This is a genomic window from uncultured Maricaulis sp. (assembly GCF_905480005.1).
Classification (GTDB): Bacteria; Pseudomonadota; Alphaproteobacteria; order Caulobacterales; family Maricaulaceae; genus Maricaulis.
Genome location: NZ_CAJQOO010000007.1, coordinates 1 through 11,195 on the forward strand (window position 1 = coordinate 1; position 11,195 = coordinate 11,195).

Sequence of the window (11,195 nt, forward strand, 5' to 3'; positions counted from 1 at the left end):
CGGCGAGGATCGGGTCCACACGAGTTTCGGGAGCGTAGCAATGACGCGCGAGATCCATCATTTCCTCAATGGCAAGGCGGCCGTTGGCACATCCGGTCAATATGGCGATGTCTTCAATCCCAATACGGGCGAAGTGCAGGCGCGCGTCCAGTTTGCGACCACTGACGAAGTCGCCAAGGCGGTTGCCAATGCCAAGGTCGCGCAGGTCATATGGGCCGCGATGAATCCGCAGCGGCGCGCCCGGGTCCTGATGACCTACAAGGCGCTGGTCGAAGCAGAGATGGACAGCCTCGCGGCGCTCCTCTCCTCCGAGCATGGCAAGGTGATCGCCGATGCCAAGGGTGATCTGGTCCGCGGCCTGGAAGTGGTTGAGTTCGCCTGTGGCGCTCCGCACCTGCTCAAGGGCGAGTATACCGAGAGCGCCGGCACGGGCATTGATGTCTATTCCATGCGTCAGCCGCTCGGCGTCGTTGCCGGCATTTCGCCGTTCAACTTCCCGGCCATGATCCCGATGTGGTTCATGGGCATGGCTCTGGCGACCGGCAATGCCATGATCCTGAAGCCGTCCGAGAAAGACCCGTCGGTGCCGGTTCGCCTGGCGGAGCTGATGATCGAAGCGGGCTTGCCCGAAGGCGTCCTCCAGATCGTGCATGGCGACAAAACAGCCGTGGACGCCCTCCTCCACAATGACGACATCAAGGCCGTGTCCTTCGTGGGCTCGTCAAATATCGCTCACTATATCGCCCAGACCTGTGCCCAGCAGGGCAAGCGCTTTCAGGCCATGGGCGGGGCCAAGAACCACGGCATCATCATGCCCGACGCCGACATGGACCAGGTCGTCAATGACTTCCTCGGAGCGGCTTTCGGCTCGGCGGGCGAACGCTGCATGGCGCTGCCGGTTGCGGTCCCGGTGGGGAAGGACACGGCGGATGAATTTGTCGGTCGGATCAAGGAAGAGGCGGCCAAGCTTCGCGTGGGCGTGTCCACGGATGCGGATGCCCATTATGGCCCGGTCGTTTCATCCGCGCATCGCGCCTCGATCGAGAAATGGATCCAGACCGGCGTTGATGAGGGCGCAGACCTTCTGCTGGATGGTCGCGGTTTCGAGCTTCAGGGCCATGAGAAGGGCTTCTTCATCGGGCCGAGCCTGTTCGACAATGTGAAACCGTCCATGTCCGCCTATCAGGAAGAGATCTTTGGCCCGGTCCTGCAGGTTGTCCGGGCTGACACGCTCGACGAGGCGGCGCATCTGCCGTCCGAGCATCAGTACGGAAACGGCGTGGCTATCTTCACGCGCAATGGTCTCGCGGCCCGCGAATTCGCGTCCAAGGTGCAGGTCGGCATGGTCGGCATCAATGTGCCGATTCCGGTGCCGGTGGCCTATCACTCTTTTGGTGGCTGGAAGCGCTCGGCCTTCACCGACACCAATCAGTATGGCACGGATGGCATCCGCTTTTTCACCAAGATCAAGACGGTGACCCAGCGCTGGCCAACCGGTGATATCGGCGATCAGGCCTTCGTCATACCGACGATGAAATAGGTCGGATCATCCGTCCCGCATGAAAAAGGGCCTCCCGGCATGCCGGGAGGCCCTTTTTCCAGCCAGGCTGGCTGGATGGTCAGGCAGCCTGGAAACTGGCCAGCCAGTCGAGGGCCGTTTCACGATCCGTGAAGAAGCGCGCATGCGGCGGCAATTCGATCAATTCATCGCGCACAGCCTGGGCGTAGGACTCATCCCAGACCTGCGGCACGATATAAGCGCTGGGCAGCGGGCGCTCGAGCGCAAACAGGAAGTTCTCGATCATCTCTGCAGAGAGTTGCGGCGACTTCTGGCGCTCGGCTCCCAGGCAATCGGCCAGGATTGCCGTCACATCACTATTCACGCTCAATTCGCGCGCGCGCTCCGTCGCCCAACCGGCCTCGCGTCGCGTCGCTTGCCCACTGGCCTTGATTTCAACGACACTTCCACCGTCGATAAGGGTAACCCGCACCGTCATACTCGAACACCTAACACGTATTTGTTTTTCTTAGCGGCCCAAACTAGATTTCTTGAACGCTGTTCGCCAGTATTTCAAAATGAGCAGCTGGTTCGAAATTCCTCGGCATGACAGGCGATATGCCCGGTTAACCAACCAAGTTCAATCAATTCAAATGCGTAGAAAATCCCGGTTAAACTGCGATCATTCCCGCCCTTGCCAAGGGCGGTCCATTAGGACATGGAAAACATACCGTTAACTGTAATCCGGCGTTGAGAGTCCAAAATGGCCACATTCCAGTTCCGAACCGTCCCTCATATCCATGCCGGGCGGGGTGCGTCCGGTCAGCTGGCCGGGATTGCCGCGCCGCTCATGGCCGGGGTGGAGCGCGTCGTGCTTGTCACCGACAAGGGCGTACGGCAGTTCGGACTGATCGATGCGGCGCTCGACGGGCTGGACGCGGCCGGTTGCTCGGTTCTCGTGATCGATGATGTCGTGGCCGACCCGCCGGAAGACATGGTGCTCGCGGCGACCGAACGGGCGCGCGAATTCGGAGCGCAGCTGGTGATCGGTTTTGGCGGTGGTTCGTCGATGGACACGGCCAAGCTGGTGGCCCTGCTTCTCGGTTGCGACCAGCCGCTTGCGGACATGTATGGCGTCAACCAGGTCAAGGGCGCTCGCCTGCCGCTCATTCTCATCCCGACGACCGCGGGGACGGGGTCCGAAGTGACGCCGATTTCGGTGGTCACGGTTGGAGAGACCTCGAAAATGGGGGTCAATGATCCGGTTCTCTACGGCGATCTGGCCGTGCTCGATGCCGAGCTGACGCTGGGCCTGCCGCGTCATGTGACGGCGGCCACCGGTATCGACGCCATGGTGCACGGGATCGAGGCCTATACCTCGGCCATCGAGAAGAACCCGGTCTCCGATGCCCTCGCATGGGCCGGGCTGAAGAAGCTGCATACCGCGATCGAGCGGGCCTGTCTGGACGGGTCCGATATCGAGGCGCGCGAGGACATGCTGCTCGGGGCCCTGCTGACCGGTCAGGCGTTTGCCAACGCCCCGGTCGGCGCGGTCCATGCGCTGGCCTACCCGCTGGGCGGGATTTTCCATGTCCCGCATGGCCTCTCGAACTCGCTCATGCTGCCGCCGGTCTTGCGTTATAACGCGACCAGTGCCGAGCCGCTCTACACCCAGCTCGCGGCCCATCTCGATCTGGCAGGGGCCTCGACCGATGCGCTGGTCACCGAAATGGAGCGGATTGCGGACGTGGTTGGCATTGAAACCCGCCTGACGCAGGTGGGCGTTTCGCATAATGACCTGCCGCGTCTTGCCGAAGATGCGATGAAGGTTGAGCGCCTGTTGAAGAACAATCCGCGCCCGATGACGCTCGAAGCGGCCCAGGCTTGTTATGAGGCCGTGCTGTGATGGAGAACCGGACCCGCGACGCCTATCCCCGCTTTCGCGCCCTGCCGACCCGTTGGGCCGACAATGACATTTACGGCCACATCAATAATGCGGCCTATTACGGCTTCTTCGACACGGCCGTGAATGGCTTCCTCATCGAGGAGGCTGGCCTCGATATCCATGAAGGCCGCGTGATCGGTCTGGTGGTCGAGACAGGCTGCAATTATTTCGCCCCGCTGGCCTATCCGGAGACCGTGGACGCCGGTGTGCGCGTGGCACGGTTGGGCAATTCCTCGGTCAGCTATGAGATCGGCCTGTTCAGGATGGGGGAAGACCAGCCCGCGGCCCAGGGGCGCTTCGTCCATGTCTATGTCGACCGCGACACCCGCCGGCCGGTTCCGCTCCCGGATGGGATGCGTGCGGCGCTGGCAGCGATTTCGGCGTGAGCCGGGCTGTTCCCGCGTCGCCAGCGCCCTTTGACCATTGACCTGACCGCCCGCAGCATCCGAGCCTGTCGCGTATGACAACGCCTCTTTCCGTTCTGTGCCAGCGTGTTGAAGCCGGCCAGCTCAGTCCTGACCCGGAACAGGAGCGGGCGGCCGAGGCGCTGACTGATCTGGCGGGGCGCCTCTCGAATTGGCGACCCGACCGTAAATCGCTCTTCGGCAAGCGCGAGCCGGCGCCACGTGGCCTTTATCTGTGGGGCGGGGTCGGACGCGGCAAATCCATGCTGATGGACCTGTTCGTCGAGAACGCGCCGGTCGCCCCGAAGCGGCGGGCGCATTTTCATGAATTCATGCAGGATGTGCATGCCCGCATCACAGCCTGGCGCAAGCTGAGCGCGGAGGAGCGGCGCAAACGGCCCGAACATGTGCGCGGCGCCGGGGATGATCCGATTCCGCCCGTCGCCAAGGCGATTGCCGCGACGGCGCGCCTGTTGGCCTTTGACGAATTCCAGGTCACCGATATCGCCGACGCCTCGATCCTGGGCCGCCTGTTCGAGCAATTCTTCCAGCGCGGCGTCGTGGTCGTGGCGACGTCCAATCGTCACCCGGACGATCTCTACAAGAATGGCCTCAACCGACAGCGCTTCCTGCCGGTGATCGAGATGCTCAAGGACCGGCTCGACATCATGGAACTGGATGGCGGGACGGACTTCCGCCTGCGCCAGCTGGAAGCGGCACCGGTCTATTACACGCCGCTTTCTGCGGATGCGGAACTGGCCATGAACAAGGCCTGGGACCGTCTGACCTCGGGTGCCGTGCCGCAGCACTGCGTGCTCGATGTGAAGGGGCGGAGCCTGACGGTCGAGCGCGAGGCGGCCGGCGTGGCCCGTTTCACTTTTCTCGAGCTGTGCGCACGCCCGCTCGGGCCGGCCGACTATCTCACCCTGGCAGACCGTTTCCACACTGTTCTGCTGGAATACGTCCCGAAACTATCGCCAGACAAGCGCAATGAGGCCAAACGCTTCGTGACCCTGATCGATGCGCTTTATGAGGCCCGTACAAAGCTGGTCATGAGTGCGGATGCCGAGCCGGTTGACCTCTATCCCGACGGAGATGGGGCGTTCGAATTTGAGCGCACCGCGTCTCGCCTGGTGGAAATGCGAACGCATGACTATCTCGCCGCACAGCGCCGCGAGCGCGAGGGCGGCGACACGCAATAGAAGGAGATGCCAATGTCACGGTCCATCGGTCTGTCGCCGGAGCTCGTCGACTATGTGCGCGGTGCCAATCGGCCGGAGCATCCGGCTCTTGCGCGGTGTCGGGCGGAGACTGACGCCATGGGCGATGTCTCGCGCATGCAGATATCGCCGGAACAAGGCGCTTTCCTGCAGATGTGCGCGCGTCTTGTATCGGCTCGCACCGCGGTGGAAGTCGGCGTTTTCACCGGATACTCCGCTCTCGCAACGATGCTGGCCATGCGCGACATGCATGGCGACGCCGCCTGTCTGATCGGTTGCGACATTTCCGAAGACTATACCGGCAAGGCGCGCGGATACTGGGACGAGGCTGGTGTCAGTGAGCAGATCGAACTTCGTATCGGCGATGCCCGCGAGACGCTCGCCGGGCTGATTGCCACCCGCGCCGGCGCCGTCGACATGGTTTTTATGGATGCGGACAAGACCGGCTATGACGCCTATTACGAAGCGGCATTGGCGCTCGTGCGCCGGGGCGGACTGATCCTGTTTGACAATGTCCTGTGGGGCGGGAGCGTCGTCGACGCAGCCCATGTCGCGGAGGATCCGGACACCGCAGCCCTGGTGGCGCTGGCTGCAAAACTGCGGGCTGATGCGCGCGTGGATATCGCCTTCACAGCCCTGGGCGACGGGATCCTGATGGCGCTGAAGCGCTGATCAACCGGTCACGCGCTGCCACACGAACCGCATGGCCTGCTCGCCGTTTCGAACGGGCGTGCGGCCTGACGGCCCGTGACATGGTTCGCATTGTCCGCTTCTACCAAGCCCGGAACGCCATCAAGCGGGGTATCGACCTCGTCGAGGTCGCGGACATGGCGGGCTATGCCGACCAGGCGCACATGACCCGGGAGTTTCGGCATTTCGCCGGAATCACGCCGGTACCGGCACGAAAACCGGCGGCGTATGACGTCTTTTACGCGCAGCGGAGCGGGAATGAGATGTAACCTTGACGACACTACATGTCACCTATAGGTAACTTGTAACGTAAAGGTTACAAGGAAGTGCCGTCATGGAAGATCAGGTGTCCAAACTCATCCGCCAGCGCGATCGGGTCCTCACGCTCGCAGCCGTCAGTTTCGTGTTCTGGCAGGGCGCGCAGTTGGCGCAAAACATTGTGCAGGAGGGCGGCTGAGAGCTCGGGCCCTTCAATCTGGTGGTCCAGCTCGTGCTGCTCGCGGGCGCACTTGGCTGGGCCGGCGCGTCCTTCCTGTTTCTGCTCTATGCCAGCCGGGTGCAGCGTACCAGGACGCAATCGGTCATCCAGGACGAGCTGTTCTGCCATAATCAGCGCATCGCGATCCGGTTCGGTTTCATGGCCCTCATTGCCGCGACGTCACTCTTGCTCGCGGCCGATCTGTTGATTGACTTCTCCGCGACGGTCGCGCTGCGCGCCTTGCTGATCATTGGTATCACGGCGCCGTTGGTGACCTTCCTCATTCTGGGTCGGGACAATCTGGAGGATGAAGCGTGACCAGCAAGCTGGCCAACAAGCTGAAGGCGTTGCGAGCGCGTGAGGGTCTTACCCAGGCCGAGCTGGCGGCCCGCGTCGGTGTCACGCGCAAGACCATCAATACGGTCGAGAACCGGGTCTTCGTGCCATCGACCATTCTCGCATTGAAGCTGGCTGCCGCGCTCTCTGTGCCGGTTGAGGACATCTTCAGTCTGGAGCCGTCCGGGGAGGGTTGAGCGCGGCTCCGGGCCGGGTGCGGCTATAACACCGCCTTGCCGAAGCCGCCGCGCAGCGCTAGACCGCTGGCCAAGTGCTTGAACACCCCCACAAGAGGAGCTCCCCCATGGCCCGTAACAAGATTGCGCTCATCGGATCCGGTATGATCGGTGGCACCCTGGCTCACATCGCGGCACGTGAAGAACTGGGCGATGTCGTCCTGTTCGACATTGCCGAAGGCGTGGCCAAGGGCAAGGCGCTGGATATCGCTGAAGCCAGCCCGGTATTCGGCAAGGATTCCAAGCTCGCCGGCGCGGATGACTATGCCGCCATTGCCGGCGCCGATGTCTGCATCGTCACGGCCGGCGTCCCGCGCAAGCCGGGCATGAGCCGTGATGATCTGCTGGGCATCAATCTGAAGGTCATGAAGTCGGTTGGCGAAGGTATCGCCAAGCACGCTCCGGACGCTTTCGTCATCTGCATCACCAACCCGCTCGACGCGATGGTCTGGGCGCTGCGTGAATTCTCGGGCATGCCGCACAACAAGGTCGTCGGCATGGCCGGCGTGCTGGACAGTGCGCGTTTCCGTCACTTCCTCGCCGACGAGTTCGAGGTCTCGGTCGAGGATGTCACGGCCTTCGTGATGGGCGGGCATGGCGACACGATGGTGCCGCTGCTGCGCTATTCCACCATCGCCGGCATTCCGGTCCCGGACATGGTCAAGATGGGCTGGTCGACCGACGAGAAGATGGACGCCATCATCGACCGTACCCGCAAGGGCGGCGGCGAGATCGTGGCGCTTCTCGGCACCGGTTCGGCTTTCTATGCCCCGGCCGAGAGTGCCATCGACATGGCCGTCTCCTATCTGCGCGACAAGAAGCGCATTCTGCCGTGCGCCGCTTATCTGACCGGACAGTTCGGCCAGGACGATCTCTATGTCGGCGTCCCGGTTGTGATTGGCGCCGGCGGTGTCGAGAAAGTGGTCGAGATCGAGCTCAATGCCGACGAACAGACCATGTTCGACAATTCGGTTGAGTCGGTTAAGGGTCTGGTCGCGGCCTGCAAGGGTCTCGAGCCGTCTCTCGGCTAGGCGCCTGATAGCCTGTTTTCGGGAAAAGCCGTCGCCTGTCCGGGCGGCGGCTTTTTCGTGCCTAGAGTCCGCCGGCGAAGTTCCCGGCCGTGTTCAGGCGCATGAATTCGAAGCCGAGAACGAGCATGGCGGTGACCCAGGCAAAGGGGATCCACAAGAGGACGCCGGCAGCGCTTGACGCCCGACCAACAATCCCGGCAGCAAAGAGCGTATAGACCCACATGGCCATGGCGACGAGGAATCCGAGGGCCGGGTCCCGCAGGCCGAAGAAAACGCAGATCTGTGTCGCCATGCCGGCAAGCAGGAGTGCAATCAGCAGGCTGCAGAGCAGGCGCATCCCATCCCTGCCATTGCGTTGCATGATCCACAGGGCAATGACGGCAAAGGAAGGGATGAACAGGCCGATGAGATTCACGAGGCCGAAGCCGGGCGCCCAGTTTGGCGCGGTCAGTGTGCTCGCCCAGTCCAGGCCGCCGGTCGCATGCAGCCAGCCTGACAGTCCGCCCGACAGCGACGCTGCGCCGACCAGATAGACCAGAAGGGTAATGACGCCCGGACCGTGCCGCTTGTCAGTCATGGATACGATTACTCACTCGAATTTGCTCTCACCGTCTCGGGTGCAAGAATTGATCCACCTCGCATCGCAAGAGACCGTTTCGACCCATAGGCCATCCCAAGGCGACCAGAATGCGGCGGGCCGCTGCCTGCCCTCATGCGGATCGCGCGGAACCCTTTTCCGGAAATTCACTTGACCGGTTGCGCCGCGCCGCCCTCATTGGTGCCATGAGCCCGATCATTCTCGAGACCGACCGTCTCATATTGCGCCAGCCCGACCTGTCCGATTTCGAACCGCTCTGTGAACTCATGGCGGACGAAGAAACCACGCGCTTCATTGGTGGTCAGCAGGAGCCTGCGCACGTCTGGCGCGGCCTGTGCGGAATTGTCGGCCATTGGTCGCTGCGTGGATACGGCTTCTACTCTGTCATCGAGAAGAAAAGCGGGGCCTGGCTCGGTCGGATCGGACCCTGGTACCCGCATGGCTGGCCGCAGCCTGAAGTGGGTTGGTCCCTCAATCGATCGACCTGGCGAAAGGGCTATGCGACGGAAGCAGCGGCGGCTTGTCTCGACGATGTTTTCAACCGGCTGGAATGGCGCGATGTGATTCATCTGATCCATGAGGACAATGCGCCCAGTCAGGGCGTGGCGCGCAGGCTCGGCTCGCGCGATCTGGGCCACGATGTCCCGGTCGCCGGCTTCGACATGATCGTGGATGTGTGGGGCCAGAGCGCGGCGGAGTGGCGTGAGCACCGCAAGCAGCTGCTCTAATACCAGCCCGCTTCGCGCAATTTGGGCGCATAGGTGCGGCTGACGGGCGCCTCGATGGCGCCGCTCAGGATCAGCCTGGCCCGGCCGTCCCCGCGCTCGACCCGCTCCACCGCATCCCGCGCCACCCACCAGGACCGGTGGGTCCGTGCGCCGTCGAGACGGTCGGCGGCAGCGATGGCATCGCTCAATCGCATCAGGATGAGGGCTTCACCCTTGTCGGTATGAACGCGCAGGTAATGATCCTCGGCGGCCATCGCGATCAGCCGGGCCTGCCTCAGTCGATGGGGGAGTTTGTCGGTCAGCGTGCGACTCGCGGCTGACGGCCCGGGCTCATCGGGCGCCAGGCGGCGTCGATCCGTCAGAATGGAAATGGTCACAACGCCCGCAGAGATGACCCATACGAAGAAGAACACAATCGGCGTGTTCGCCAGCTGGAAGGGCGTGCCGATCAGAGCCTGGATGGAGGTGACGGCCAGGAGGACAGGAAGGCTGATCAGAACGGACAGGGCCAGACCGGTCGCCGCGCGGGGCCAGTCCGGCAGGTAGCGGTCAAACAGCCACGTAAAGAGTGACCCCGAGCCCCATCCCAGCGCCATGAGGCCGGTCCAGTAGAACCAGACACCCGGAACCCCGAAATTGTGTGAGTTATAGGGCCCCAGAATGGACAGGAAGGTCCCGAGGGCCAGGATCGCGGCGATGTTCACCAGCAGGGGTCTCAGTCGTTTGAGCGTCATGGTCACCGTCATTCACGAAGCGCGAATGAACACCTAGCGCAATTCGCGAAGCCTGGCAGCCCGTTTGCGCAAAGGCGGTCGCGCCGGCCCGGCAGGCCGTCCATCACTCCTGTCGAACAGGCCGGACGTCCCGGTCACCAAGGAGTGATGATGATGAACACCATGAAGACGCTGACAAAGACCCTGCTGTCCGCCTCCGTCCTGGCCGCGAGCCTGGCCGGCCTGTCGGTCGCCGAAGAGAGCCGTGTGGGCCTGACCCTCGAGATCGCCGGCGTCGCCCCGTCCGAAGGCTTCGTGATGATCGGCCTCTATGACAGCGAGACGTCCTGGGAGTCCGGAAATGCCGTCGCCGGTACCCGCGCTGAAGTGTCCGGTGACCAGGTGGTGGCCGTCTTTGATGATCTGCCAGCCGGTCGATACGGCGTGAAAATGTATCACGACGTGAATGCCAATGGTGAGATGGACACCAATCTCATGGGCATCCCCAGCGAGCCCTTTGCCTTCTCCAACAATGCCCGTGGCCGCTTCGGTCCGCCGAATTGGGACGCTGCCGTCTTCGAGGTCGCGACCGACGGCACCATTCACGCCATTCGCTTCGAATAGGGAGAGCGCAATGACCGCCCTGTCGCGCCGAGACGCCCTCCAGCTCATTGCCGCCGCCGGCGGCGCCGCCGCCGCACTGAATGCCCCGGCCTTCGCCCGCCAGGGTGACCCGGTTTTCCTAGACTATCAGACCGCAGCCGCGAATGATCCCTGGACATTGATCGTCCGGGACGCGCCGGCTGCCGGCTTCGACAGCCAGGCCGAGCTGATCTCGGGGCAGGTCCCGGACGGGTTCGCCGGCACGCTTTATCGCAATGGCCCGGGTCGTTTCTCACGACAGGACTGGCGATACCGCCACTGGTTCGACGGTGATGGTTTTCTGCAATCCTGGCAGATCGGCCCGGACGGTGTGCATCATCGCGGGCGCTTCATCGAGACCGATAAATGGCAGGCCGAGGAAGCGGCAGGCCGCTTCATCGTCCCGGCGCTCGGATCTGTTCCCCCGCAACCAGGCGGTCTGACCGGGCCGGACGACATGAATGTTGCCAATACGTCGGTCATTCTGCTCGGCGACGAGCTGCTGGCCTTGTGGGAAGGTGGATCCGCCTGGTCGATCGATCCCGATACCCTGGTCAGTCAGGGCGCGCGGCGCTGGGGCAATGGTCTCGACGGCGTCCCCTTCTCCGCCCACCCCAAGCGGGAGCCGGAAACCGGCATTGTCTGGAATTTCGGCCAGGACGCACCCGGAGCCCGC

At 63.1% G+C, this 11,195-nt stretch carries 16 protein-coding genes; 13 read left to right on the forward strand and 3 right to left on the reverse strand.

Annotated elements, in window-relative coordinates; translation table 11 throughout:
- The first annotated feature begins 40 nt into the window (after positions 1-40).
- On the forward strand, positions 41-1,540 hold the full coding sequence (locus tag QZ266_RS00700) for a CoA-acylating methylmalonate-semialdehyde dehydrogenase (RefSeq protein ID WP_295690712.1): 1,500 nt from the start codon (positions 41-43) through the stop codon (positions 1,538-1,540).
- Positions 1,541-1,619: 79 nt separating this feature from the next.
- Here QZ266_RS00700 and QZ266_RS00705 read toward each other — a convergent pair whose 3' ends face one another.
- A complete protein-coding gene (locus QZ266_RS00705; protein ID WP_295690684.1) occupies positions 1,620-1,997 on the reverse strand; it encodes a hypothetical protein in 378 nt (125 codons plus the stop codon).
- A gap of 264 nt (positions 1,998-2,261) precedes the next feature.
- On the opposite strand from QZ266_RS00705, the gene QZ266_RS00710 reads away from it, so the two are divergent.
- From QZ266_RS00710 to mdh, 9 genes are all read left to right on the forward strand, one after another.
- A complete protein-coding gene (locus QZ266_RS00710; protein WP_295690685.1) occupies positions 2,262-3,404 on the forward strand; it encodes an iron-containing alcohol dehydrogenase in 1,143 nt (380 codons plus the stop codon).
- Positions 3,404-3,829, forward strand: a complete 426-nt coding sequence (locus tag QZ266_RS00715; RefSeq protein WP_295690688.1) for a thioesterase family protein — start codon at positions 3,404-3,406, stop codon at positions 3,827-3,829. Before QZ266_RS00710 ends, QZ266_RS00715 begins: the two co-directional genes overlap by 1 nt.
- A 74-nt stretch (positions 3,830-3,903) precedes the next feature.
- On the forward strand, positions 3,904-5,049 hold the full coding sequence (zapE, locus tag QZ266_RS00720) for a cell division protein ZapE (protein WP_295690689.1): 1,146 nt from the start codon (positions 3,904-3,906) through the stop codon (positions 5,047-5,049).
- A 12-nt stretch (positions 5,050-5,061) separates the two neighbouring features.
- Positions 5,062-5,739: an O-methyltransferase gene (locus QZ266_RS00725; RefSeq protein WP_295690691.1), complete on the forward strand. Its 678-nt coding sequence runs from the start codon at positions 5,062-5,064 to the stop codon at positions 5,737-5,739.
- Positions 5,739-6,026 carry an AraC family transcriptional regulator gene (locus QZ266_RS00730; RefSeq protein ID WP_295690713.1) on the forward strand — a complete coding sequence of 96 codons (288 nt, stop codon included), beginning with the start codon at positions 5,739-5,741 and terminating at the stop codon, positions 6,024-6,026. Before QZ266_RS00725 ends, QZ266_RS00730 begins: the two co-directional genes overlap by 1 nt.
- 65 nt (positions 6,027-6,091) lie before the next feature.
- Positions 6,092-6,214 (forward strand): hypothetical protein, encoded by a 123-nt coding sequence (locus tag QZ266_RS00735; protein ID WP_295690693.1) that lies wholly within the window; start codon positions 6,092-6,094, stop codon positions 6,212-6,214.
- A 21-nt stretch (positions 6,215-6,235) separates the two neighbouring features.
- Entirely contained in the window at positions 6,236-6,553 is a 318-nt protein-coding gene (locus tag QZ266_RS00740; protein ID WP_295690694.1) for a hypothetical protein, read from the forward strand.
- Complete coding sequence (locus QZ266_RS00745) at positions 6,550-6,768, forward strand: helix-turn-helix domain-containing protein (protein WP_295690697.1); 219 nt, start codon at positions 6,550-6,552, stop codon at positions 6,766-6,768. Before QZ266_RS00740 ends, QZ266_RS00745 begins: the two co-directional genes overlap by 4 nt.
- Positions 6,769-6,875: 107 nt before the next feature.
- Entirely contained in the window at positions 6,876-7,838 is a 963-nt protein-coding gene (gene mdh, locus QZ266_RS00750; RefSeq protein ID WP_295690699.1) for a malate dehydrogenase, read from the forward strand.
- A gap of 61 nt (positions 7,839-7,899) precedes the next feature.
- Here the strand turns inward: mdh and QZ266_RS00755 are convergent, their stop codons facing one another.
- Entirely contained in the window at positions 7,900-8,415 is a 516-nt protein-coding gene (locus QZ266_RS00755; protein WP_295690701.1) for a TspO/MBR family protein, read from the reverse strand.
- 110 nt (positions 8,416-8,525) lie between these two features.
- On the opposite strand from QZ266_RS00755, the gene QZ266_RS00760 reads away from it, so the two are divergent.
- Positions 8,526-9,164, forward strand: coding sequence for a GNAT family N-acetyltransferase (locus QZ266_RS00760; protein ID WP_295690703.1), 639 nt, complete (start codon positions 8,526-8,528; stop codon positions 9,162-9,164).
- On the opposite strand, the gene QZ266_RS00765 is transcribed toward QZ266_RS00760, so the two are convergent.
- Positions 9,161-9,898 (reverse strand): LytTR family DNA-binding domain-containing protein, encoded by a 738-nt coding sequence (locus tag QZ266_RS00765; RefSeq protein ID WP_295690706.1) that lies wholly within the window; start codon positions 9,896-9,898, stop codon positions 9,161-9,163. The genes QZ266_RS00760 and QZ266_RS00765 overlap by 4 nt on opposite strands.
- 162 nt (positions 9,899-10,060) lie before the next feature.
- On the opposite strand from QZ266_RS00765, the gene QZ266_RS00770 reads away from it, so the two are divergent.
- Entirely contained in the window at positions 10,061-10,501 is a 441-nt protein-coding gene (locus QZ266_RS00770; RefSeq protein ID WP_295690708.1) for a DUF2141 domain-containing protein, read from the forward strand.
- Positions 10,502-10,511: 10 nt separating this feature from the next.
- The coding region (locus QZ266_RS00775; RefSeq protein WP_295690710.1) for a carotenoid oxygenase family protein at positions 10,512-11,195 on the forward strand (684 nt) is incomplete at its 3' end.

Bases quoted from the DNA above. Each gene is read 5' to 3' on its own strand.
- QZ266_RS00725 (WP_295690691.1), top strand. From the start codon at position 5,062: ATGTCACGGTCCATCGGTCTGTCGCCGGAGCTCGTCGACTATGTGCGC.
- QZ266_RS00770 (WP_295690708.1), top strand. From the start codon at position 10,061: ATGAAGACGCTGACAAAGACCCTGCTGTCCGCCTCCGTCCTGGCCGCG.
- zapE (WP_295690689.1), top strand. From the start codon at position 3,904: ATGACAACGCCTCTTTCCGTTCTGTGCCAGCGTGTTGAAGCCGGCCAG.
- QZ266_RS00765 (WP_295690706.1), bottom strand. From the start codon at position 9,898: ATGACGCTCAAACGACTGAGACCCCTGCTGGTGAACATCGCCGCGATC.
- QZ266_RS00700 (WP_295690712.1), top strand. From the start codon at position 41: ATGACGCGCGAGATCCATCATTTCCTCAATGGCAAGGCGGCCGTTGGC.
- QZ266_RS00715 (WP_295690688.1), top strand. From the start codon at position 3,404: ATGGAGAACCGGACCCGCGACGCCTATCCCCGCTTTCGCGCCCTGCCG.
- QZ266_RS00710 (WP_295690685.1), top strand. From the start codon at position 2,262: ATGGCCACATTCCAGTTCCGAACCGTCCCTCATATCCATGCCGGGCGG.
- QZ266_RS00705 (WP_295690684.1), bottom strand. From the start codon at position 1,997: ATGACGGTGCGGGTTACCCTTATCGACGGTGGAAGTGTCGTTGAAATC.
- mdh (WP_295690699.1), top strand. From the start codon at position 6,876: ATGGCCCGTAACAAGATTGCGCTCATCGGATCCGGTATGATCGGTGGC.
- QZ266_RS00755 (WP_295690701.1), bottom strand. From the start codon at position 8,415: ATGACTGACAAGCGGCACGGTCCGGGCGTCATTACCCTTCTGGTCTAT.
- QZ266_RS00735 (WP_295690693.1), top strand. From the start codon at position 6,092: ATGGAAGATCAGGTGTCCAAACTCATCCGCCAGCGCGATCGGGTCCTC.
- QZ266_RS00760 (WP_295690703.1), top strand. From the start codon at position 8,526: ATGCGGCGGGCCGCTGCCTGCCCTCATGCGGATCGCGCGGAACCCTTT.